The 21,397-nt window shown below is 69.6% G+C and carries 21 protein-coding genes and 1 tRNA gene; 4 read left to right on the top strand and 18 right to left on the bottom strand.

Going from position 1 to position 21,397, the window contains the following annotated elements:
* Positions 1 to 116: 116 nt before the first annotated feature.
* From ACIBQ1_RS10860 to ACIBQ1_RS10845, 4 genes are all read left to right on the top strand, one after another.
* Complete coding sequence (locus tag ACIBQ1_RS10860; RefSeq protein ID WP_397276363.1) at positions 117 to 1,118, top strand: SGNH/GDSL hydrolase family protein; 1,002 nt, start codon at positions 117 to 119, stop codon at positions 1,116 to 1,118.
* An 87-nt stretch (positions 1,119 to 1,205) separates the two neighbouring features.
* Complete coding sequence (locus ACIBQ1_RS10855; protein ID WP_397276362.1) at positions 1,206 to 2,564, top strand: PQQ-binding-like beta-propeller repeat protein; 1,359 nt, start codon at positions 1,206 to 1,208, stop codon at positions 2,562 to 2,564.
* Between the two features lie 45 nt (positions 2,565 to 2,609).
* Entirely contained in the window at positions 2,610 to 3,827 is a 1,218-nt protein-coding gene (locus tag ACIBQ1_RS10850; protein ID WP_397276361.1) for an acetyl-CoA C-acetyltransferase, read from the top strand.
* A 228-nt stretch (positions 3,828 to 4,055) separates the two neighbouring features.
* Positions 4,056 to 4,616 carry a hypothetical protein gene (locus ACIBQ1_RS10845; RefSeq protein ID WP_397276360.1) on the top strand — a complete coding sequence of 187 codons (561 nt, stop codon included), beginning with the start codon at positions 4,056 to 4,058 and terminating at the stop codon, positions 4,614 to 4,616.
* A 42-nt stretch (positions 4,617 to 4,658) separates the two neighbouring features.
* Here ACIBQ1_RS10845 and ACIBQ1_RS10840 read toward each other — a convergent pair whose 3' ends face one another.
* The 18 genes from ACIBQ1_RS10840 to mfd all read right to left on the bottom strand — a co-directional run bounded on the left by ACIBQ1_RS10840 (position 4,659) and on the right by mfd (position 21,343).
* Complete coding sequence (locus ACIBQ1_RS10840) at positions 4,659 to 5,066, bottom strand: PPOX class F420-dependent oxidoreductase (protein ID WP_397276359.1); 408 nt, start codon at positions 5,064 to 5,066, stop codon at positions 4,659 to 4,661.
* A gap of 53 nt (positions 5,067 to 5,119) precedes the next feature.
* Positions 5,120 to 5,353: a DUF4287 domain-containing protein gene (locus ACIBQ1_RS10835; protein WP_349448394.1), complete on the bottom strand. Its 234-nt coding sequence runs from the start codon at positions 5,351 to 5,353 to the stop codon at positions 5,120 to 5,122.
* A gap of 168 nt (positions 5,354 to 5,521) precedes the next feature.
* Complete coding sequence (locus ACIBQ1_RS10830; RefSeq protein WP_397276358.1) at positions 5,522 to 6,313, bottom strand: Bax inhibitor-1/YccA family protein; 792 nt, start codon at positions 6,311 to 6,313, stop codon at positions 5,522 to 5,524.
* A 529-nt stretch (positions 6,314 to 6,842) separates the two neighbouring features.
* Positions 6,843 to 6,915 (bottom strand) — tRNA-Leu (locus ACIBQ1_RS10825).
* A 49-nt stretch (positions 6,916 to 6,964) separates the two neighbouring features.
* Positions 6,965 to 7,510 carry a peptide deformylase gene (locus tag ACIBQ1_RS10820; protein WP_397276356.1) on the bottom strand — a complete coding sequence of 182 codons (546 nt, stop codon included), beginning with the start codon at positions 7,508 to 7,510 and terminating at the stop codon, positions 6,965 to 6,967.
* Positions 7,511 to 7,536: 26 nt separating this feature from the next.
* Entirely contained in the window at positions 7,537 to 8,049 is a 513-nt protein-coding gene (locus ACIBQ1_RS10815) for a glycine cleavage system protein R (RefSeq protein WP_397276354.1), read from the bottom strand.
* An 80-nt stretch (positions 8,050 to 8,129) separates the two neighbouring features.
* Positions 8,130 to 9,446: an NAD(P)/FAD-dependent oxidoreductase gene (locus ACIBQ1_RS10810; RefSeq protein WP_397276353.1), complete on the bottom strand. Its 1,317-nt coding sequence runs from the start codon at positions 9,444 to 9,446 to the stop codon at positions 8,130 to 8,132.
* Between the two features lie 95 nt (positions 9,447 to 9,541).
* Entirely contained in the window at positions 9,542 to 10,336 is a 795-nt protein-coding gene (locus tag ACIBQ1_RS10805) for a uracil-DNA glycosylase (RefSeq protein WP_397276352.1), read from the bottom strand.
* Between the two features lie 18 nt (positions 10,337 to 10,354).
* Positions 10,355 to 11,230, bottom strand: coding sequence for a hypothetical protein (locus ACIBQ1_RS10800; protein ID WP_397276350.1), 876 nt, complete (start codon positions 11,228 to 11,230; stop codon positions 10,355 to 10,357).
* Positions 11,227 to 11,553: a PadR family transcriptional regulator gene (locus ACIBQ1_RS10795; protein ID WP_355197401.1), complete on the bottom strand. Its 327-nt coding sequence runs from the start codon at positions 11,551 to 11,553 to the stop codon at positions 11,227 to 11,229. Before ACIBQ1_RS10795 ends, ACIBQ1_RS10800 begins: the two co-directional genes overlap by 4 nt.
* Before the next feature lie 113 nt (positions 11,554 to 11,666).
* Positions 11,667 to 12,770: a hypothetical protein gene (locus ACIBQ1_RS10790; protein ID WP_397276348.1), complete on the bottom strand. Its 1,104-nt coding sequence runs from the start codon at positions 12,768 to 12,770 to the stop codon at positions 11,667 to 11,669.
* Between the two features lie 173 nt (positions 12,771 to 12,943).
* Complete coding sequence (locus tag ACIBQ1_RS10785) at positions 12,944 to 13,891, bottom strand: exopolyphosphatase (protein ID WP_397276346.1); 948 nt, start codon at positions 13,889 to 13,891, stop codon at positions 12,944 to 12,946.
* Entirely contained in the window at positions 13,882 to 14,346 is a 465-nt protein-coding gene (locus tag ACIBQ1_RS10780) for a DUF501 domain-containing protein (protein WP_397276753.1), read from the bottom strand. The genes ACIBQ1_RS10785 and ACIBQ1_RS10780 overlap by 10 nt, the downstream gene beginning before the upstream one ends.
* An 82-nt stretch (positions 14,347 to 14,428) precedes the next feature.
* Positions 14,429 to 14,857 carry a septum formation initiator family protein gene (locus tag ACIBQ1_RS10775; RefSeq protein WP_397276344.1) on the bottom strand — a complete coding sequence of 143 codons (429 nt, stop codon included), beginning with the start codon at positions 14,855 to 14,857 and terminating at the stop codon, positions 14,429 to 14,431.
* 57 nt (positions 14,858 to 14,914) lie between these two features.
* On the bottom strand, positions 14,915 to 16,192 hold the full coding sequence (gene eno, locus ACIBQ1_RS10770) for a phosphopyruvate hydratase (protein WP_355369395.1): 1,278 nt from the start codon (positions 16,190 to 16,192) through the stop codon (positions 14,915 to 14,917).
* 91 nt (positions 16,193 to 16,283) lie between these two features.
* Complete coding sequence (locus ACIBQ1_RS10765) at positions 16,284 to 17,222, bottom strand: MazG family protein (RefSeq protein ID WP_397276343.1); 939 nt, start codon at positions 17,220 to 17,222, stop codon at positions 16,284 to 16,286.
* Between the two features lie 3 nt (positions 17,223 to 17,225).
* On the bottom strand, positions 17,226 to 17,825 hold the full coding sequence (locus ACIBQ1_RS10760) for a SurA N-terminal domain-containing protein (protein WP_397276341.1): 600 nt from the start codon (positions 17,823 to 17,825) through the stop codon (positions 17,226 to 17,228).
* Positions 17,826 to 17,854: 29 nt separating this feature from the next.
* A complete protein-coding gene (gene mfd, locus ACIBQ1_RS10755) occupies positions 17,855 to 21,343 on the bottom strand; it encodes a transcription-repair coupling factor (RefSeq protein WP_397276339.1) in 3,489 nt (1,162 codons plus the stop codon).
* Between the last annotated feature and the right edge of the window lie 54 nt (positions 21,344 to 21,397).

Raw genomic sequence — 21,397 nt, 5'->3', positions numbered from 1 at the left:
GTCAGCTTGCCTGTGGCCGAGATCCAGTGGGGGTGGCCGGCGCTCGGCTAGTTTTCAAGCAAACGCTACCGCTGAGTTCGACTAGGAGGGCACGTACGGTGGTCTGGCCAGCTGGTATGGCGCGCGCGGCACGCAAGATCGCCACGGCCGCTGCGCTCGGAGGCGGTGGGCTGACGGCCCTCGGCGCGACGGCGTACGGACTCCTGATCGCCGAAGGGCTGCTCGCGCGCAGGGCCATCGGGCAGCCGCACGGCCTGGACGGGCCTGCTTCCGACGGCACGTACGGCGACTATCCCGGCGAGCCGCTCAAGATCGCCATGCTCGGCGACTCCACGTCGGTCGGGCTCGGCCTGACCGACCCCGGCCAGACCCCCGGCGCGCTGCTCGCGTACGGTCTGGCCTCGGTCGCCGAACGGCCGGTGCAACTGCTCGTCGCCGGCAAGTCGGGCGCGCCCTCGTCCGAGCTGGGCGACCAGGTCGACAAGGCCCTGGCCATGGAGCCCGACATCGCGGTGATCTTCGTGGGGGCCAACGACATCATCACGCAGACGGCGCCCGCGACCGCCGTACGCCATCTGGCCAAGGCCGTGCGGCGGTTGCGGGACGCGGGCGTGGAGGTGGTCGTGGGCACCTGCCCCGACCTCGGCACGGTGCGGCCGATCGGGCAGCCGCTGCGCTGGGTGGCGCGGCGGTGGAGCCGCCAGCTCGCGGCGGCGCAGACGGTGGCGGTGGTGGACGCGGGCGGCCGTACGGTGGCGTTCGCCGACCTCCTGGGCCCCGAGTTCGCTACAAATCCGACAGAAATGTTCGGACCGGATCGTTTCCATCCATCTGCCCGAGGTTACGCGCAGGCCGCTTACACGGTGCTACCGTCAGTGTGCGCTGCGTTGGGGCTGTGGCCTGAGCCGCGTCCCGGCGAAGCACTGCAACCGATCTACCTTGCGGCGGCTACGGCCGCGGAGGAGCCCGGCACCGAGGTCACCGCGACCCGGGTCGACGGACGGGCGACGGGCCTGCACGGGAAGTGGGCGACGTTGTTCCGCCGGCGGCTCGGCGAGACGTTCAACGACACCCGCCGTCTGACGTCCCGGCTCGGCGAGACGCTCGACGACGCCTGACGTCCCCCGTCCAGGCTCGCCGAGCCGACGTCGGTTACTCTGCGCGCCCGCGTCGCCACTCCTCGTCCCCTTTGGAGTGGATTGCCCGTGCAGCGGCCTCTCTGGAAACCGTCGATCGCGCTCGCCGGAACCCTCGCCGGAGTCCTCACCGCGACCGCCTGCTCCGGCAGCGACGCGGCCACCGCCCCGAGCTTCCCGACCTGGCAGAACACCCAGGTCAACGCCGTCAGCCGGATGGCGGTGGCGGCCGGGGTCGTCGCCACCACCGCCATGAAGCCCGACGGCACGCTGGAGACCGTCGCCGTCGGCCTGCGGGACGGCAAGCGGCTGTGGGCCTACCCGGCCACGATGGCCGGCCGCCTGCCCGGCATGGGCGTCTCGACCCCGGCGATCGTCGAGACGTCGCCGGGCCAGGGCGTAGTCGTCGCGCTCGACCCGGCCAAGAGCGGCCACTGGAACGCCACGCTCATCGCCCGCGACGCGCGCTCGGGGGCGCAGAAGTGGAGCAGGCCGGTGCACTCGACGTTCGGGCCGCAGCGCTGCGGGCCCTACGTCTGCGTGTCGGAGCACACCGCCCTGACCAAGGCCCGCATGGTGGTGCTCGACCCGTCCAGCGGGAAGACCCTGTGGAAGCTGCCGGGGATCTCCGAGGTGGAGTGGTCGGACCCGAGCCGGGTGCTGCTGCTCAGGCTGGCCGCCAACCCCATGATCGAGTCGTACGAGCTCAAGAGCGGCAAGCTCCAGTGGCAGCAACCCATCGAGCAGGCGCTCGGGCCCGGGATCGACCTGTCGGGTGGGTGGGCGTTCGGCGCGACCGGTGACAATCTGGTCGGCTACGTCGCCCCCTACACGAACCCCCAGACGAAGAAGGTCTCCACCTTCGGCCTCTTCTCCGTCAAGATCGGCAACGGGACGATCAACTGGATGCGGCCCTCGGTCGTACGCGTCTATCCGAGCGGCAGCCCCGGCTACGCCCCCGTCGTGCGCCCCGTCGACCGCCAGGGGGCCTACGGCGGCTTCGCCCGGCTGGACTCGGAGAGCGGCCGGGTGGTCGGGCAGATCCCCGCGGCCGACGTGCCCGGGTCCGGCTGGTGGCTGGCCTTCCCCGACCGGATGGACAAGCTGGGCTTCCTCAAGCACGACGCCAAGGGCACGGCGTTCGACCTGGTCTCGGGCAAGCCGGCGCCGGTGGAGGAGCAGCACGGCTGGTCCTTCTGCGTCACCGACCCCAAGCCGCTGGCGCTGCGCGGGCAGGCGCCGGGCTTCTACTCGACGGCCTCGGTCTGCGAGTACGACCTGGCCACCGGCAAGCGGGTCAAGGGCGCCGTCGTACCGCCCGCCTGGTTCACGGGCAGCCAGGACGGGTGGCGGCTGTGGCGCGACGAGAAGGGCGCCATACATGCCATCAACGACCAAACCTCCACCGCGCCGGGCATGTACGGATAGGACCGGAATATAGTTCTATCGGAAGCACCCGACAAAGGAGGGGCCATGCCCGAGGCAGTCATCGTCGCGACCGCGCGTTCCCCGATCGGCCGGGCCTTCAAGGGCTCGCTCCAGGAGATCCGCCCCGACGACCTGACCGTGCAGATGATCAAGGCGGCGCTGGCCAAGGTGCCCCAGCTCGATCCCTCGTCCATCGACGACATCATGCTGGGGTGCGGGCTGCCCGGGGGCGAGCAGGGCTTCAACATGGCCCGGGTGGTGTCGGTGATGCTCGGGCTGGACAACGTGCCCGGCACGACCGTGACGCGCTACTGCTCGTCGTCGCTGCAGACCACGCGGATGGCCTTCCACGCGATCAAGGCGGGCGAGGGAGACGTGTTCGTGTCGGCCGGGGTGGAGACCGTGTCCCGGTTCACGAAGGGGAACTCCGACTCGCTGCCCGACACGCACAACCCCGTCTTCCTGGAGGCTCTGGCGCGTACCCAGTCCTTCACCGAGGGCGGCAAGGTGTGGCACGACCCGCGCGAGGACGGCGACGTTCCCGACATCTATCTCGCGATGGGGCAGACCGCCGAGAACCTCGCCCAGCTCAAGGGCGTCACCCGCCAGGAGCAGGACGAGTTCGGGGTGCGCTCGCAGAACCTGGCGGAGAAGGCGCTGGCCGACGGGTTCTGGGCGAAGGACATCACGCCGGTGACGCTGCCGGACGGGACGGTGGTGGAGAAGGACGACGGGCCGCGGGCGGGGACGACGTACGAGAAGGTCTCCACCCTCAAGCCGGTCTTCCGGCCCGACGGGACGGTCACCGCCGGCAACTGCTGCCCGCTGAACGACGGGGCCGCGGCCGTCGTCGTGATGAGCGACGTGAAGGCCGCCGAACTGGGGATCACGCCGCTGGCCCGCATCGTCTCGACCGGGGTCACCGGGCTGTCCCCGGAGATCATGGGGCTGGGGCCGGTGGAGGCCTCGAAGCAGGCGCTCGCGCGGGCGGGGATGGCGATCGAGGACATCGACCTCGTGGAGATCAACGAGGCGTTCGCCGCCCAGGTGATCCCCTCCTATCGGGATCTGGGGATCCCGCTGGACCGGCTCAACGTCAACGGCGGGGCGATCGCGGTGGGGCACCCGTTCGGGATGACCGGGGCACGCATCACGTCCACGCTGATCAACAGCCTGCAGCACCACGACAAGAGCATCGGCCTCGAGACCATGTGCGTGGGTGGCGGCCAGGGCATGGCCATGATCCTCGAACGTCTCAGCTGACCGCTCGGCTTCGGGGCCGCCCCTCAAAGGGACGCGGCCCCGAAGTCGTCGGGACTTTTGAGCGCTACGAGTCCGCCGCATATTCCGGGTGACGCGATTTCAAAGCATTTGTATTTCCCGTGAAGAGTTCATCCATTGACCTCGGCAGCGTGTCGATCATGTGCCCGTTGATCACCAGGAGCTAGTTTTTATCCTGCCTAACACGACACCCTCAAGCAGGAGACCCATATGAACAAGATGGGAACATTCGCCGCAGCTCTGGTCATCTCATCGAGCGCTGTCGCCATCGGCGGCTTCGGCACGCCGGCGCTCGCCGATCCTCGCCCGAACATCGACATCATCGACGACGTCGTCCCGAACGCGAGCGTGCTCTCGAACCTGCTCCCGAACCTGAACGCGTCGCCCGCGGTGGTGTGCCTCCCCACCGCGAGCAACGTCAACTCCGTCAAAGGCCACAACAACCAGACAAACAACAATCAGACTATTAACTGCACGCAAAGCGCACAGACAAACGCGCCACCATCAGGCGGGGATTTCTCGGGATACGAGGTACTTCCGCTAGCCACTGACACCTGCGGGCCCAACGATGTCTGCGATCTCCGCGTTGACTGCCCTGCGGGAAAAAAGGTGATAGAAGGAGGCTACAATATCCACCCTGGCGCCGGGACCTTTACTTCCCGGAGCATGCAGACCCCTGACGGATCGGCATATATCGTGCAGGCCTTCAACCGGTCCGGGGCCCAGTTGACCATCGAGGCTCAGGTCAGCTGCGCCAGGGTCACGCCCTGACCTCAGTCCATGAGCGCCGCCGCCCCCCATCCGGGGCGGCGGTCAGCCGTGGATGTCGGGGCCGGCGCGGTGCGGGGTGATCCGGAGGAGGACGCGCTGGTCGCGGATCATGGCGGCGCGGTAGTCGTCCCAGTCCGGGTGCTCGCCGGAGATGTCGCGATAGTACGAGACCAGGCCCTCCATGGCCTCCGGGAGCGACTGGATCTCGGCCGTGCCGTCCACCTGGATCCATTCGCCGTAGAAGCCGTCCGTGAAGGCGCACACCGAGACGTGCGGGTCGCGGCGGGCGTTGCGGACCTTGGCAGCCGTCTCCCGGGTGCTGACGACGATCTGGCTGCCCGAGACGCCGACGGTCACCGGGGACATCTGCGGGCGCCCATCGCGATGTCTGGTGAGCAGGATGGCGCGATGGTGGGTGCGGAGGAAGGCGAGTGCCTTGTCGAGGTCCATGCCTTCATGATGACGCGCCCGCGCTTAGGGCACGGGCGCGGGGATGGATGGGCTTAGATGAAGCCCATGCGGTTACGGCGGTGCCGCTCGTGTTCGTGCACGATCGCGGCGGCGTAGCCGTGGGATAGCCCGTGCTCGTCGGCGAGCCAGTTGGCCCGCTCGTCGCACCTCAGGAAAGCCGGGCCGTTGTCGATGGCTTGGAACCACTCGGGGAGTTCGCGTCCCGTTATGGTCGGGACTCTGGCGATGAGCTTGGTCTGCGTCTCCGGTGAGTGGTTCAAGGACATGGGCACCTCCGCGGATAACGGTCCTTTGCTCGACACTGCAACACCAGCGTCCGAATGGCAAGCCCCTAGCCAGGCATCATTTTGTGACGGCACGTAGATTTTCGGTCGCACACAGAGAGGGCCCCGCCTGAACGGCGAGGCCCTCGGTGGTGACGCAGAGGTTAACGATCAGTCGCTACTGGTGAAATAGCTGACGAACCGGAGCACCTCGAGGTAGATCCAGACCAGGCTCAGCGTCAGACCGAACGCGCACTGCCAGGCGAACTTCTCCGGCGCCCCCTGCCGCACGCCCTGCTCGATCGAGTCGAAGTCGAGCAGCAGGAAGAAGCAGCCGATCAGGATCATGACGATGCTGAACACCCAGCCGATCGGGCTGTCGGTGCGCAGGCCGAGGCCGCCGTCGACGAAGATCCCGAGGATCAGGTTGACGAGCAGCAGCCCGAGCGCCGCGATGCCGGCCGCGAGGCCGAACTTCACGAGCTTGGGTGTGACCCGGATGATCCGCAACGAGTAGACGGTCAGCACCGCTCCGAACGCGAACGCCGTGCCGAGCACCGCCTGCAGCACGATGCCGCTGATCATGCCCTCGAAAACGGAGCTGATCTTGCCGAGGAACACGCCCTCGAAGACGGCGTACCCCAGGATGAGCGCCGGGTTGGTGCTCTGCGTGAACGAGGCGATCAGCCCGAGGATCAGGGCGACGACGGCGGCGCCGATGGCGACCATGGGCGGGACGTTGAGGACCCAGGCCGCGGCTGCGGCCGCGACGAGAGCCCCGAGGGTGAGAAACCCGCGCACGACGACGTCGTCTAGCGTCATGGTGCGGTACGCGGGCCGGGTGGGTTGCGCGTACGACGGCGCGTCGTACATGTTCTGCAGCTGGCCGGGGGACGGGGTCGGCCCGGCCCAGCCCGCGGACTGCTGCCGCGACCTGCTGAAAACGGGGTTCTTGCTCTCCATCGCTGCCTCCTGTGACGCCGAGCCTACGGGGCGCGGCGGCACCTTGGTCAACTGACGTGTTAGATCGATGTTCATTCGGGACTTCGGCAGCTTCCCAACGAACGTGACCGGCCGAGAGTTCCCAAGGTCATCCGGCCCGCTCTTCAAGATCATCTAGGCCCCGCCGGGACCCTCGCGCCCACGACTCCACGAGCGCCTTTTACTGTGTGTCCACAAGAAAAGACCGGCAGTAATTGCGTAGTCGGGCATTCACAGAAAGAAACGTTCGCGAGAAGCCCGAAGGGCAGAAAGACAGCGCGTTGTCAATATGGCGAAGGAGAAAAGTAAACGACGCCCACCTGAGCTTACTCGGACGCTCCCGGTCGGACTCAACCGGTCCGGTGTCAACGCCCGCAGGCCCCTCCGACCAGGGCCGGAGCGCCTACGGACACGGCAACTCCGTAACGGCTCGATATCGGCCGCAGTCGGCCCGTCCGACGATCGCGGTAAACCTCCAGGTCAGGGACCTAAAGGCGATGAAGACGGCAAGTGCCCCCGGCGGGATTCGAACCCGCACGTCAACCCTTTTAAGGGGTTTGCCTCTGCCATTGGGCTACGGGGGCGCCGCAATCATACGAAACAGACCATGGTTCCGAGGAGCACAACTTCGCATCAGGCGTCACAACTGTGAAGTCTGCGGTGAAGTGAGAGGGCTCCAGGCACTCTGTCCAAGAAGAGTAGACCGTCCAGATGGTCGAGTTGGTGCTGAATGCAGCGGGCTTCGAAGGCGTCCGCCTCGATGGTGACGGGCTCCCCCGTGCCTGGCAAATGCCCACGTACGGTGATACGGGTGGCGCGCAGGACATCTGCCGTGAGTCCCGTGATGGACGTGCAGCCCTCGCGCCAGGGGTCCCAGTGGGAGGCCCTGGCGAGGCGTGGATTGGCCAGGACGAGCTCTCCGGCCCACGAACGACTCCGGGGATGGAGTCCGGCGTCAAAGGCGATCAGGCGCCAACTCAGGCCGATCTGAGGGGCGGCCAGCCCGGTCGTGGAGGGCTCGCGGCGGAGGGTGGCCAGGAGGTCGGCCGCGGCGGCCACGATCTCGGGGGCGGTGGGGTCCACCGGCTCGGCGGCGAGGGACAGGAGCGGGTGCGGGGCGCCGAGGACCTCGCGCGGGGTCCCCGGCCGTCCGCCGGGCACGTCACGGCCGCCGGGCACCCCGGGAGGAGCGCCGCCCCACCCGTTCACAACAGGTCCGGTTCGACCGGGCGGAAGGTGATCTCCGAGTCGAGACTGGCGCCGACGGCCGCCAGCCTGCGCATGAGCGCCGCCACGTCCACCTCCTTCGGCAGCTCGACGTCCGCGATCAGCACGTAGAGACGGCCGCTGAGCCTGGTGCTCATCCCGGTGATGTTGCCTCTGTCAGCGGCCAGCACGGCGCTGATGGCCGAGATGATCCCGGGCCGGTCGGGCCCGTGCACGGTCAGCACGTAACCGAGGCCGCCCCCTTCCTCGCAGAAGTGCCGCCGGGCCTCGATGGCGGAGGCGGTCACCACGAGATCGGGCGCGCACAGGCGCTTCAGCAACTCGGCGGAGTCCAGATCGCCCGACACCAGCAGCATCATCGCCACGTGGCCGCCGAGCAACGTCATCGTCGAGTCCTGGATGTTCGCTCCGCAGTCGGCGAGCGAACCGGTGACCGCGGCGATCACGCCGGGCCGGTCGACGCCGAGCACGGTCACCGCTGAGAGCCCCACCCGTGGCACCCCTTCCGCTTGCGACCAGGGGTGCCGAAAACGCCCCGGCGAGCTTCGCCGGGGCGCCTGCCGTTCCTGGGCTAGCGACGGGTCGTCGCGACCGCGGCCCTGAAGTCCTCGCGCGGGTGCTCCATCTCACCCAGCGAGATCGTCTCGCGCTTGAAGAACAGGGCCAGGGTCCAATCGACGACGACACGGACCTTGCGGTTCAGCGTCGGCACCCGCGACAGATGGTAGGTCCGGTGCATGAACCACGCAGGGAATCCGCGAAGCTTGACGCCATAGACATTGGCGACACCCTGGTGAAGGCCCAAACCGGCGACCGATCCGACATACTTGTGCCGGTATTCGACCAGTTCCTGACCACGCAGGTGACGGACGATGTTGTCGGCCAGCACCTTGGCCTGGCGGACGGCGTGCTGGGCGTTCGGGGCGCAGTACTGGCCGGGGTTCGTGACGTCGGGCACCCCCGCGGCGTCGCCGGCCGCGAAGGCGTCGGTCGTGCCGGCCACGGTGAGCATGGCGGTGCACTTGATCCGGCCGCGCTCGTCGAGCGGCAGCTCGCTGTCCTTGACGATGGGGCTGGGCTTGACGCCCGCCGTCCACACGAGGGTCTCCGCGTCGAACTCCGAGCCGTCCGAGAGGATCACGCGCCCGCCGGTGCAGGACTCCAGCCGGGTCTCCAGCTTGACGTCGATGCCCCGCTCGCGCAGCTGCTCCAGGGTCCACTTGCCCATCTCGGGGCCGACCTCGGGCAGCACCCGGTTCGAGGCCTCCACGAGCACCCAGCGGATGTCCGACGGCTCGATGTTGCGGTAGTAGCGCGTCGAGTGCTTGGCCATGTCCTCCAGCTCGGCGAGCGCCTCGACGCCCGCGAACCCGGCGCCGACCACGACGAACGTGAGCGCCTTGCGCCGCACCTCCGGGTCGTCGGTCGACTCGGCCACGTCGAGCAGGTGCAGCACGCGGTTGCGCAGCGCGATGGCCTCGCCCACCGCCTTGAAGCCGATGCCGATGTCGGTGAGGCCGGGGATCGGCAGCGTACGCGAGATCGATCCGGCGGCCATCACGATCACGTCGTAGGCCACCTGGCGCGGCGCGCCCTCGGGCGGCTGGAACGTGACGGTGCGCTCGGAGTGGTCGACCTTGGTGACCCTGCCGTTGAGGATGCGCACCTTGGGCAGGATCCGCCGGAGCGGCGCCACCACGTGCCGGGGTGAGAGGTTACCCGCCGCCGCCTCAGGCAAGAAGGGCTGGTAGGTCATGTAGGACTGGGGGTCGATGATCGTGATGCGTGCCTCGCCGTCGCGCAGCTCACGCTGGAGTTTGCGCTGCAGCCGGAGCGCTGTGTACAGGCCGACGTATCCGCCGCCGACGATCAAGATGTGCTTGTTCATCCTGAGGCCCCATCCCTCGTGGAGTGCTTGTGAAAGCATTCACAAGCTTACGTCAAGCCCGTTCGACGAATCCAACCCGGGGGTGGTGCAACGCGTCACACAGCCAGTGACCTGGCCCTGGTGAAGACATCGTCCAGCATCTGGGCGGTCACGCGGCCGGTGAACGTGTTCTGCTGGCTGGGGTGGTAGCAGCCGATCAGCGTGACGGGGACGCCGGCGTGCCGCACCTCCACCTCGGCACCGTGCCCGAACGCCGGCCTGGCGCGCGGCAGCTCGTATCCGGCCTCCTTGAGTGCCGGCCACACGGCCTGCCAGGCGTACCCGCCGAGCGCCACGATCACCCGCACGTACGGGGCGACCAGCGCCACCTCCCTGGCCATCCACGGGAAGCAGGCGGCCTTCTCCGAGGGCAGCGGCTTGTTCGCGGGCGGCGCGCAGCGCACCGAGGCCACCACCCGCGCGTCGATGAGCCTCTGGCCGTCCCCCGCGTGCGTGCTGGTCTCCTGCGCGGCCAGGCCCGTGCGGTGCAGCGAGGCGAACAGCCAGTCGCCGCTGCGGTCGCCGGTGAAGATCCGCCCGGTGCGGTTGCCCCCGTGGGCGGCCGGGGCCAGGCCGACCAGCAGGATCCGCGGGCGCTCGGCGCCCCAGCCGGGGACCGGACGGCCCCAGTACGTCTGGTCCGCGAACGCGCGCCGCTTCGCCTCGGCGACCTGCTCACGCCACTCCACCAGGCGGGGACAGGCACGGCAGACGGACTGTCCGGCCGTGAGCTCCGCGAGGGTGTCGCTGGTGGCGGCGAGGCGGCGCACGTCCGCGGGGTCGAGCGCGACCGGGGTGTCAGCGGTCGCCGGGTCTTCGGGCCAGCCGGTGCCAGGAGGTACGAAGCTCATGACACCGATGGTGCCCGATCATCTGGCGGGCTTCGGACTGGGCATGGGGGTCGGGCACGCGGACTTCGCCGTGGCGACGTCGCCCGGCTCGACCACCTCGTCCTGCTGGATCAGCGGCAACGGGTAGCGGTTGAGTATGGGCTCGCCGCACGACCGGTCGACCGTGTAACCGAAGTTCTCGGGGTCGGTGGTCAGCGGCCTGCCGTCCTGGTCGTAGAGGTAGACGTCGGTCAGCGGGGTGCCGTCCTTGGCGTACGGCTTGATGTTGTAGACGTCGTCGTTGGACGACGCCTCGGCCACGTACGTCGGCGGCTGCTGGTTCGCCATGACGACGCGCACCCCATCGGAGTCGCGCGACCCGGCCTCCGCCAGCCCGGCGAACAACACCAGCGCCGCGACCAGGTTGAGCGCCCCGACAAGCCCCGCGGCCAGCCGCCCACTGCGCCGTCTGCCGATCCAGACCGAGACCCAGACGCTCACCGCGACCAGGGCCCAGCCCGGCGGGTTCGACGGGACGAGGCCGCCCTCGCCGGTCATCGCCAGCAGCAGCATGGCCAGCAGATAGCCGCGCAGCACCCACCATCCGGGGCGCAGCTCCGGCAGGAAGCCCACGAAGCTCCGGTACGGCCCCTGGCCCATCAGCCGCGTGTGCGCGCCCCGGGCCCATGCCCGCGGGTCGGCGTGGCGCTTCCCCCGGCTGCGCGGGCGGTCTCCGTACGCGGCCGCCAGCTCCTCGGCGTAGACCTCGGGCGGGCCCAGCCGGTCCTCCAGCGGCAGCTCCGACTCCGCCGCGATCTCGGCCAGGTGGTCGTCCAGGTCTTCGAGTAACTCCTCCCGCTCGGGATGGTCGGCCAGGACATCCCGTACGGCCTGTGCGTACTCTCCGGGTGTCATGCTTGTCCCTCCTTGAGCAGGGATGCCATGGTTGCCGAGAACGAGGTCCAGGTCTTGGCCGACGTGGCGTACATGCTCCGGCCGACCTCGTTGAGCCCGTAGTACTTACGGTGCGGCCCTTCGTCCGAGGCCACCACGTAGGACGTCAGCGCCCCGGCCTTGAACAGGCGGCGCAGCGTGCCGTAGACCGACGCGTCGCCCACCTCCTCCAGGCCCGCCTCCCGCAGCCGGCGCACGACGTCGTAGCCGTAGCCGTCGCGCTCGTTGAGCACGGCGAGCACGGCCAGGTCGAGCACACCTTTGAGGAGCTGACTGCTATCCACGCAATGCACACTACTGTGCAAAGCGGAATAGTGCCAACAAGAAAGCCGGGCGGCGCCCGAGGGTGCCACCCGGCTCTCAGTCAGTCACTCGGCCCTGCTGACGCGGAAGGCGTTCAGGAAGCCGCCGGGGGCTCGGCCGGGGCCGGAGCCGCGCAGGGGGCGTAGGACTTGGTGACGACGTCACTGTTGTTCGGCCCCGAGATCGACAGCGAGACCGTGCCGCCCTTGACGTCGGCGCCGGTCAGCGTGCTGGAGAGCGAGTCGACGCTCTTCGTGCCGCCGTCCCGGTCGAAGAAGCTGACGCCGCTGGACACCGGCTTGCCGTTCACCGACCAGGTCCAGGAGACCCGGGCAGCGCCGGTCGAGCTGATGGTGCCGGTCGCGCCGACCTTGCAGTCGGTGGTCGTCGCCACCGAGGTGGCGGCGGAGACCCGCGAGGCCGGAGCCTCGTCCTTGCACCAGACCTTGTAGTAGGCCCGGTTGGAGGAGACGCCCTCGGGGCTCAGGATCTCCAGCTGCGCCCAGCCGCGCTGGCTGTGACGCGGGGAGATGCCGAAGCCGACCTTGCGCGTGTCGCGGACCTTGACCGAGCCGTAGTCGGCCACCTCACCGTTGAGGATCCAGCGGTAACGGACCCACGTCGGGCGGTTGGCCTCGATCAGGCCGACGAAGCCGATCTTGTCGCCGGGGGTGCAGGAACCGACGTACGAGTCGGGGCTGGCCCATGCGCGGGCCGACACCGACACGTCGAGGTGCGAACGCACCTCCTTGGGCTCCTGGCAGGAGACGGAGAAGTAGCTCTTCTTGGAGGTGACCTTCTTCGGACCGAGGACCTGAACGGCCTCCCAGCCCTTGACGTCCTCCTTGAAGGTGATGGACTGCCTCACCGTCACCGACTTGGTGCCCTTGCCCGAGAGCCTGATCACCTTGACCTTGCTCTTGGACCCGTCGCCGTGGAGCCAGCGGTAGGCCAGCTCCGTCTTGCCCTTGACGGAAACCTTGATCTTGGTCGCGAAGTTGACCTTGACCGGGCAGGCTCCCTCGTAGTCGCCCGCCGACACCGAGGGCGCGGACACCGCGACCTTGGGAGCGGCCTTGGCGGTGGCGGCCGTCGCCGCCTGGGCGGGGCTGGCGACCAGGCCCGCGGCCAGGGCGGCCAGCACCGCGGCGGACGCACCGAACGCCGCCGCCTTACGTGCTAACCCAACAGACATCATGTGAGAGTGCTCCATTCCTTTGAGGGAAGAGACGCGCTCGGGAACGGTCGCCACGCCGGCACCTTCCGTGCACAGCAATATGGCAAAGCCCCCGTAATGCCCCTTTACCTAAGCACAATACTGATTGCACGCTCAACACGATGCATAGACCGGAAATGTCCGGATTTCTTCAGCTATCGGGCGATAGACCAGGCGATCCCGTCGAGGATGTCGTGCTCGCTCACCACGACCTGCGAAAACGCGAAACGGCGAACGATCCGGTCAAGAATTAGCGCGCCGGCGCCAATCACGTCCACTCTTCCCGGGTGCATGACCGGAACCCCGGCCCGCTCACCATGGGTCATCGCCAGCAGCCGCCGGGTCACCTCATGAACCTGCCCGGCCGAAATCCGCGAGTGATGAATTCTGGCCGAGTCGTAAGCGGGCAGATCGAGCGCCATGCCCGCGACCGTCGTCACCGAACCCGCCAGGCCCACGAGCGTACGGGCCCGCCGCACGGGCACCTCCGCCACGACCCGGTCGAGCGCCGCCTCGATGTCGGCCACCACGGCCTCCAGCGCGGGCGCGGACGGCGGGTCGCCGGCGTCCTTCAGGTGCCGCTCGGTCAGGCGCACGCAGCCGATGTCCACCGACAGTGCCGCCTCGGCGTGCTCCGAGCCGACCACGAACTCGGTCGACCCGCCGCCGATGTCCACCACCAGGTACGGAGGCAGCGGCCCCTGCGGCATCTCGGTCTCCGGCGACAGCCGGACCAGCCCCTTGGTCGCCCCCACGAACGAGAGCTCCGCCTCCTCGGCCCCTGACACGACCTCCGGCTCCACGCCGAAGATCTCGCGGACCCCGTCCACGAACTCCTGCCTGTTGGCCGCGTCCCGCGTCGCGCTGGTGGCCACGACACGGGTCCTGACGGCGCCGTGCCGGTCGATCAGCTCCCGGTAGACCCGCATGGCCTTGAACGTGCGCTCCAGCGCGTCAGGAGCCAGCCTGCCGGTCCTGTCGACGCCCTGGCCGAGGCGGACGATCTCCATCCGCCGGTCGACGTCGTCGATGAGATCGTCGCCCACATCGGCGACGAGCAGGCGTACGGAATTGGTGCCGCAGTCGACGGCGGCTACACGCATGGTCCGTCACTCCACCAGTCGGGGAGGGCGTCGAGCGCCTCCCTGCCGAACGGGTTGGCACCGGGCGCCGCCAGCTCGTGCGCGACGAGCGCGTGCAGGCACTTGACCCGCAGCGGCATGCCGCCCGTGCTCTGCATGTCGCGCGGGAGCGGCTCCAAGCCCTCCTCCTTGGCGGCCTCGTCGCGCCTGGCGACGTAGTCGTCGTGCGCGGCGCGGTAGGCGGCGGCCAGCTCGGGGTCGGTCGCCAGCCGGGCCTGCATCTCCCGCATCAGCCCCGAGCCTTCGAGCGTGCCGATGGCCGAGGCCGCCTTGGGGCAGGTCAGGTAGTAGAGAGTCGGGAAGGGCGAGCCGTCGGGCAGCCGCGGCGCGGTCTCCACCACGTCGGGGTTGCCGCACGGGCAGCGGTGCGCCACCGCGCGCAGCCCCCTGGGCGGGCGCCCGAGCTGCAGTCGCACCGCCTCGACGTCGCGCTCATGGTCGCGCCCGCTTCGGCCCTCGCCGGCTCGTCCCTCGCTCTCTCGGGCCGAGCTCCTGCGCTCAGGACTGTCCAACACTTTCCTTCCCTGTCACGGCCCGGCGGCCGGTGCCCTTGTCGGCGGCCTCCACCGACTCCCAGAGCGTCTGGTACCACGGCGGCAGTGCCGGCGGCTGCTGCACGGCCGTCTGCTCCTTGATCTGCCGCTGGTCCATCACCACGTAGCACTTCTCGCCGGGCCCGCAGTAATGCAGCCGTTCCTTGGCCGTCTTCTTGATCCAGTTGGGATCGTCGCTCTGCCGGTCGCGCGCCAGCAGGGTCTGCTTCTCCGCCTCGACCCTGGCCTTCTCCGCCCGATGCTCGGCGATGCTGCGGCGCAGGCTGATGTACTCGCGGACAGGGTAGGCCAGGCTCATCGCGATCGCGCACACCACGACGGCCAGGATGGCGGCCCGCCCGGTCAGCTGCGGCCTCTTCGCCAATTGCTGCACCCCCTCACTTCGCGAGGCGGCTCGGATCGAGCCGCCTCGCGCGCGCCGTATTCGAAACTAGCGCCGGAAGCGCGGGAAAGCGGCGCGACCCGCGTAGCGGGCGGCGTCGTCGAGGAGTTCCTCGATGCGCAGCAGCTGGTTGTACTTCGCCACCCGGTCCGAACGGGCCGGGGCGCCGGTCTTGATCTGGCCGCAGTTGACCGCGACCGCCAGGTCGGCGATCGTCGTGTCCTCGGTCTCGCCGGAACGGTGGCTCATCATGCACTTGTAGCCGTTGCGGTGGGCCAGGTCCACGGCGTCGAGGGTCTCCGACAGCGTGCCGATCTGGTTGACCTTGACCAGCAGGGCGTTGGCGGTGCCCTCCTTGATGCCGCGCTCCAGCCGCTCGGGGTTGGTGACGAACAGGTCGTCGCCCACGAGCTGCACCTTGTCGCCGAGCGCCTCGGTGATGGCCTTCCAGCCGGCCCAGTCCTCCTCGTCGAGCGGGTCCTCGATGGAGACGAGCGGGTAGTTGGCGACCAGGTCCGCGTAGAACTCGATCAGCTCCTGCGCCGACAAGCCCTTGCCGTCGATCGTGTAGACGCCGTCCTTGTGGAACTCGGAGGCGGCCACGTCGAGCGCCAGCGCCACGTCCTCACCGGGCACGTAGCCGGCCCGCTCGATGGCGACCAGGATCAGGTCGAGCGCGTCGCGGTTGGACGGCAGGTTGGGCGCGAAGCCGCCCTCGTCGCCCAGGCCCGTTGCGTAGCCCTTCTCCTTGAGCACGCCCTTGAGCGCGTGGTAGACCTCCGTGCCCACGCGCACGGCCTCGCGGAACGTCTCCGCCCCGATCGGGGCGATCATGAACTCCTGGATGTCGACGTTGGTGTCGGCGTGGGCGCCGCCGTTGAGGATGTTCATCATCGGCACGGGCAGCACGTGGGCGTTGGGGCCGCCGACGTAGCGGAAGAGCGGCAGGTCGGCGCTGTCGGCAGCGGCCTTCGCGACGGCCAGCGAGACGCCCAGGATGGCGTTGGCGCCAAGCTTGGCCTTGTTGGGCGTGCGGTCCAGGTCGATCATGATCTGGTCGATGATGCGCTGGTCCTCGGCCTCGATGCCGTTGATCTCCTCGAAGATCTCGTCGGTCACGGCGAGGACGGCCTTCTCCACGCCCTTGCCGCCGTAACGCTTGCCGCCGTCACGCAGCTCGACCGCCTCGAACTGGCCGGTGGACGCCCCGCTCGGCACGGCCGCGCGGCCGTTGCTGCCGTCGTCGAGCACGACCTCGACCTCGACCGTGGGGTTGCCTCGGGAGTCGAGGATCTCGCGGGCGTATACGACCTCGATGGTAGCCACGGGATGCGCTCCTAAGTGAAAGGCGATATGCCATCAGAGCCTATCGGTACCTCTCGACGCGGGACCGCACGGTCACCGCCCCGCGGACGCGTCAGGCGGATTCCCAGGCGTGCACGCGGTCGCGGTACGCGCGGGCGGCGGACCGCAGCTCGGCCTCGGCGTCGAGGCCGGCCTCGCCCGCCCGGCGGACCAGGTCGAACAGCTCCCGGGCCACCCCCTGCCCGACCGCCGCCGCGAGCGCGTCGGGCGCCCCCGCGCGCTCGGCCCGGCGCAGGAGCTGGGCGGCCAGCGACAGCGCCGGCTGCCCCATCGGCACGCCGTCGAGCACCGACTCGCGGCCCTTGGCGGCCCGTTCCGCCGCCTTGATCGCGTCCCAGTTGTCGCTGACCTGGTCGGCGCTCTCCACGCGTACCGAGCCGAAGACATGCGGATGGCGGCGCACCAGCTTCTCGACGATCCCAGCCGCCACGTCGTCCATGTCGAAGCCCTCGGCCACCCGCGCGTGGAAGACCACCTGGAGCAGCAGGTCGCCCAGCTCCTCGCGGAGCGCCGGGTAGTCGCCCTGCTCGATGGTCTCCAGCACTTCGTACGCCTCTTCGAGCAGGTACGGCACCAGCGTCTCGTGCGTCTGCCTGCGGTCCCACGGGCACTCGGTGCGCAGCCGGTCCATCACGGCGACCAGGTCGAGCACCCGCGCCCCCGGCAGGTCGTACGAGCCCGGCACCACCTCGATGAGCGGCGGCTCCTCCAGCGCGATCGCGGCGTGCCCCACCGCGCGCATGAACTCCTCGCCCTCCTTCTCGGAGGCCGACGCGAGCCACACGACGCTCTCACCGACCGCCCGCGCGGCCAGCCCGCGTGGGTCGGGCTCCACGACCTCGACCGTCACCCCCGCCTCGGCCAGGTAGGGCAGCTGCGGATGCGCGGCGGAGCCGGTCAGCACCGGACCCGAGCGCAGCACCTGCCACGCCTGGTGGCTCAGCAGGCCCGGCGGGACCCTGGGCGAGGTGGTGACGACGGTCAGCGGCACGGGTCAGCCCTGCTGCGGCTGCTGAGCCTGCTGCGGGGTGGCCTTGCCGAACCTGCCGGCGTCCACGAACAGCGACGGGTTCTCCTGCGTCGGGTTGACGTTCACCACGCCGAACCGGGGGTTGAAGATCGTCTTGATCTGGGCGAAGTCCTGGCGGAGCTTGTCCAGCCCGCCCTGACCGGCCTGCTGCTGCAGCTTGCCCATCCCGACCGCCGTGCGCGCGTACTCGCGGGCGTAGCTGGGCGCGACGCCCAGGGCCAGCAGGTTGATGTCGGCCGACTGGTACTGGCCGGGGTCCTGGAGCTTGGCGTCGATCTCCTTGTCGGTCACCTGCACGTTGTTGCGCGCGAGCAACTGCCTGGCGGCGCTCACGTCGGCCAGGCGCTGAAGCACGTACTGGGTGACCGGCACGCCGAGCGCCGTCTCGTCCAGATTGTTCCTCTTCAGCGCGGCGCGGTAGGCGTCCGTCTCCTTGTTGAGCTGACTCGTCGAGATGCGCTCTTTGCCCACCACGGCCGCGGCGCCGGCCTGCATGGGGGAAGAGCAGGCGGTCAGCGCGATGCCCACCGCGGCGGCGGCCACAGCCACTCGTATCGACTTCACGTGCGTCCCTTTCCGACCGAAAACCGCCGCTAGCTTACCCGCGCTGGCTCGAGGAACATCGCCTCGACCAGGTCACCGCACCATTTGAGCAGGTCGAGATCGCGGAGCGGCTGCCCGCCGAGCGGCTTGGTCTTGGGCACGGGCACCAGCAGCGTCTCGGCCGCCTGCTTGTATATCGCCTTCTTGTAGAGCCGGTCGAGCCGGACCTGCTGCGACTCTCTCAGCCTGGCCGGGCCGAACTTGATGTTCTGGCCCTGCAGCGTGACGTCCGTGAGCCCGGCCTGGCGCGCCTTGATGCGGAACCTGGCGACCTCCAGCAGGTTTTCCACCTCCGCGGGCGGCTTGCCGTAGCGGTCGGTCAGCTCCTCGCGCACCCCGCCGATGTCGTCCGGGGTGGCGATGGCCGAGATCCGCTTGTACGCCTCCAGCCGCAGCCGCTCGGAGGTGACGTAGTCGTGCGGGATGTGGGCGTTGATCGGCAGCTCGACCTTGACGTCCGGCTGCTCCTCCCGCGCCTCGCCGCCGTCGAGCTTGGCCTTCTGCTCCTGCACGGCCTCGGCCATCAACCGCACGTACAGGTCGAAGCCGACGCCCGCGATGAACCCGGACTGCTCGGCCCCGAGCACGTTGCCCGCGCCGCGGATCTCCAGGTCCTTCATGGCGACGTACATGCCCGCGCCCATCTCGGTGTGCTGCGAGATCGTGGCGAGCCGCTCGTGGGCGGTCTCGGTCAGCGGCTTCTCCGGCGGGTAGAGGAAGTACGCGTAACCGCGCTCCCTGCCTCGCCCGACGCGCCCGCGCAGCTGGTGCAGCTGCGACAGGCCGTAGTTGTCGGCCCGGTCCACGATCAGCGTGTTGGCGTTGGGCACGTCGAGCCCGGACTCGACGATCGTGGTGGAGACCAGCAGGTCGTACTCCCGCTCCCAGAAGCCCACCATGATCTTTTCGAGCTGGTGCTCGTTCATCTGCCCGTGCGCGACCGCGACGCGCGCCTCGGGCACCAGCTCGCGCAGCCGCGCGGCCACGCGGTTGATCGAGGCCACCCGGTTGTGCACGAAGAAGATCTGGCCGTCGCGCATCAGCTCGCGCCTGATCGCCGCCCCGATCTGCTTCTCCTCGTACGGCCCCACGAACGTGAGGATCGGATGCCGCTCCTCCGGCGGCGTGAGGATCGTGGACATCTCGCGGATGCCGGTCAGGCCCATCTCCAGCGTGCGCGGGATCGGCGTGGCCGACATGGCCAGCACGTCGACCTGCGTGCGCAGGTGCTTCATCGCCTCTTTGTGCTCGACGCCGAACCGCTGCTCCTCGTCGATGATGATCAGCCCCAGGTCCTTGAACCGGACCTCGGGGCTGAGCAGCCGGTGCGTGCCGATCACCACGTCTACGGCGCCCGACCTGAGCCCTTCGAGCGTGCCCTTGACCTCGCCGTCGGTCTGGAACCGGGAGACCGGCTTGAGCGTGACGGGGAAGCTGGAGAACCGCTCGGTGAAGGTGGACATGTGCTGCTGGACCAGCAGCGTCGTCGGCACCAGCACGGCCACCTGCTTGCCGTCCTGCACCGCCTTGAACGCCGCCCGCACCGCGATCTCGGTCTTGCCGTAGCCGACGTCGCCGCAGATCAGCCGGTCCATCGGGACGCCGCGCTCCATGTCGCGCTTGACCTCGTCGATGGCCTCCAGCTGGTCGCCGGTCTCGGCGTACGGGAAGGCGTCCTCCATCTCCCGCTGCCACGGCGTGTCGTCCCCGAACGCGTGGCCGGGCGAGGCCATGCGGGCGGAGTAGAGCCTGATCAGCTCCCCCGCGATCTCCTTGACCGCCTTCTTCGCCCGGGACTTGGCCTTGGCCCAGTCGGCGCCGCCCATGCGGTTGAGCGTGGGCGCCTCGCCGCCGACGTAGCGGGTGACCTCGTCGAGCTGGTCGGTGGGCACGTAGAGGCGGTCGCCCTTGGCGTATTCGATGACCAGGTATTCGCGGGTGGCGCCCTGGACCGTGCGCTGGACCATCTCGACGTAGCGGCCCACGCCGTGCTGCTCGTGCACCACGTGGTCGCCGACCTTGAGCTGGAGCGGGTCGACCATGTTGCGGCGGCGCGACGGCAGCCGCCGCATGTCCTTGGTGGACGCCTTCTGCCCGACCAGGTCGAGGTGGGTGAGCACGGCCAGGTTGGGCGTGATGAAGCCGTGCTCGATCAGGCCCGTGCTGACGTGGACGACCTTGGGCTCGGGAGCCTTGTCCAGGAACTGCCGCAGCCTGGCGGGCACGTCGACGCCCTTGAGCAGCTCGACCATCCGCTCGGCCGGCCCGTGGCCCTCGCTGAGCAGCACGACGGCCTTGTCGTCGGCCAGCCAGCCCTTGATGTCGGCCAGCGCCTTGGCGGTGTCGCCCCGGTAGGCCTCGGAGTCCTGGGCGTCGAGCTCGACCCCGCCGCCGAACGGCGCCATCGTCCACCACGGCTGGCCCAGCGAGTCGGCGTGGTCGCGGATCTCCTCCAGCGTGCGGAAGGCCGCCGCGCCCAGGTCGATCGGCGCCTCGCCGCCGGCCGCCGCGTTGATCCAGGAGGCCTCCAGGAACTCCTGCGACGTGCGTACGAGCTCCTCGGCCCGCCCCCTGATCCGCTCGGGGTCGCACACGAACACCGCGGACCTGACCGGCAGGTGGTCGAGCAGCAGGTCCATCTCCCCGGCCAGCACGGGCGCGAACGCCTCCATGCCCTCCACCGGCGCGCCCTCGGCGAGCTGGTCGAGCACCTCGGCCAGCGCCGGGTGCTCCTCGGCCAGCTCCCGCGCCCGCGCCCTGACCTCGCCGGTCAGCAGCAGCTCGCGGCACGGCGGCGCGAACAGCCCGTCCTCGGCCGCCTCCAGCGAGCGCTGGTCGGCCACCTTGAACCAGCGGATCTCCTCGACCGTGTCGCCCCAGAACTCCAGCCGCAGCGGGTGCTCCTCGGTCGGCGGGAACACGTCGAGCAACCCGCCGCGCACGGCCACCTCGCCGCGCTTCTCCACCATGTCGACGCGGTGGTAGCCGTTGGTCACCAGGCGGTCGACGACCTCGTCGAGGTCGGCGTCGTCGCCCGCGCGCAGCCTGATGGGCTCCAGATCGCCGAGCCCCTTCACGATCGGCTGCAGCAGCGCCCTGATGGGCGCCACGATCACGCTGAGCGGCCCGGCCGCGCTGTCGCCCTTGACCGGGTGCGCCAGCCGCCGCAGCACCGCCAGCCGCTGCCCCACGGTGTCGCTGCGCGGCGAGAGCCGCTCGTGCGGCAGCGTCTCCCACGCCGGGAACACGGCCACCGAGCTGGGCTCGATGAGGCTGGTCAGCGCGGCGGCGAGGTCTTCGGCCTCGCGGCCCGTCGCCGTGATCGCCAGCACGGCCCGCTGGTCGTGCGCGGCCAGCGCGGCCACGCCGAACGGCCGCAGCGCGGACGGCGCGATCAACGCGACGTCGCCGCCCTCTTCGAGAGCGGCGGTCAGCTTCGGGTCGGCGCGAACAAGGTCAAGTAGCCCGGAAAGACTCATCAGATACGCCCACAGCCCCACGACGGCAACACGACTACCCCCGGCCGAGTCAGG

Origin of the sequence: Nonomuraea sp. NPDC050153 (assembly GCF_044460125.1) — a bacterium.
Classification (GTDB): domain Bacteria; phylum Actinomycetota; class Actinomycetes; order Streptosporangiales; family Streptosporangiaceae; genus Nonomuraea.
Note: the sequence above shows the minus strand (reverse complement) of the source record. Positions and strands in the feature narration are given on the sequence as shown.

Excerpts from the sequence above, each read along its gene's own strand:
- mfd (WP_397276339.1), bottom strand. The coding sequence starts at position 21,343 with ATGAGTCTTTCCGGGCTACTTGACCTTGTTCGCGCCGACCCGAAGCTG.
- ACIBQ1_RS10840 (WP_397276359.1), bottom strand. The coding sequence starts at position 5,066 with ATGGACCTCGACAAGGCACTCGCCTTCCTCCGCACCCACCATCGCGCC.
- ACIBQ1_RS10845 (WP_397276360.1), top strand. The coding sequence starts at position 4,056 with ATGAACAAGATGGGAACATTCGCCGCAGCTCTGGTCATCTCATCGAGC.
- ACIBQ1_RS10800 (WP_397276350.1), bottom strand. The coding sequence starts at position 11,230 with ATGACACCCGGAGAGTACGCACAGGCCGTACGGGATGTCCTGGCCGAC.
- ACIBQ1_RS10860 (WP_397276363.1), top strand. The coding sequence starts at position 117 with ATGGCGCGCGCGGCACGCAAGATCGCCACGGCCGCTGCGCTCGGAGGC.
- ACIBQ1_RS10835 (WP_349448394.1), bottom strand. The coding sequence starts at position 5,353 with ATGTCCTTGAACCACTCACCGGAGACGCAGACCAAGCTCATCGCCAGA.
- ACIBQ1_RS10790 (WP_397276348.1), bottom strand. The coding sequence starts at position 12,770 with ATGATGTCTGTTGGGTTAGCACGTAAGGCGGCGGCGTTCGGTGCGTCC.
- ACIBQ1_RS10850 (WP_397276361.1), top strand. The coding sequence starts at position 2,610 with ATGCCCGAGGCAGTCATCGTCGCGACCGCGCGTTCCCCGATCGGCCGG.
- ACIBQ1_RS10805 (WP_397276352.1), bottom strand. The coding sequence starts at position 10,336 with ATGAGCTTCGTACCTCCTGGCACCGGCTGGCCCGAAGACCCGGCGACC.
- ACIBQ1_RS10830 (WP_397276358.1), bottom strand. The coding sequence starts at position 6,313 with ATGGAGAGCAAGAACCCCGTTTTCAGCAGGTCGCGGCAGCAGTCCGCG.
- ACIBQ1_RS10785 (WP_397276346.1), bottom strand. The coding sequence starts at position 13,891 with ATGCGTGTAGCCGCCGTCGACTGCGGCACCAATTCCGTACGCCTGCTC.
- ACIBQ1_RS10810 (WP_397276353.1), bottom strand. The coding sequence starts at position 9,446 with ATGAACAAGCACATCTTGATCGTCGGCGGCGGATACGTCGGCCTGTAC.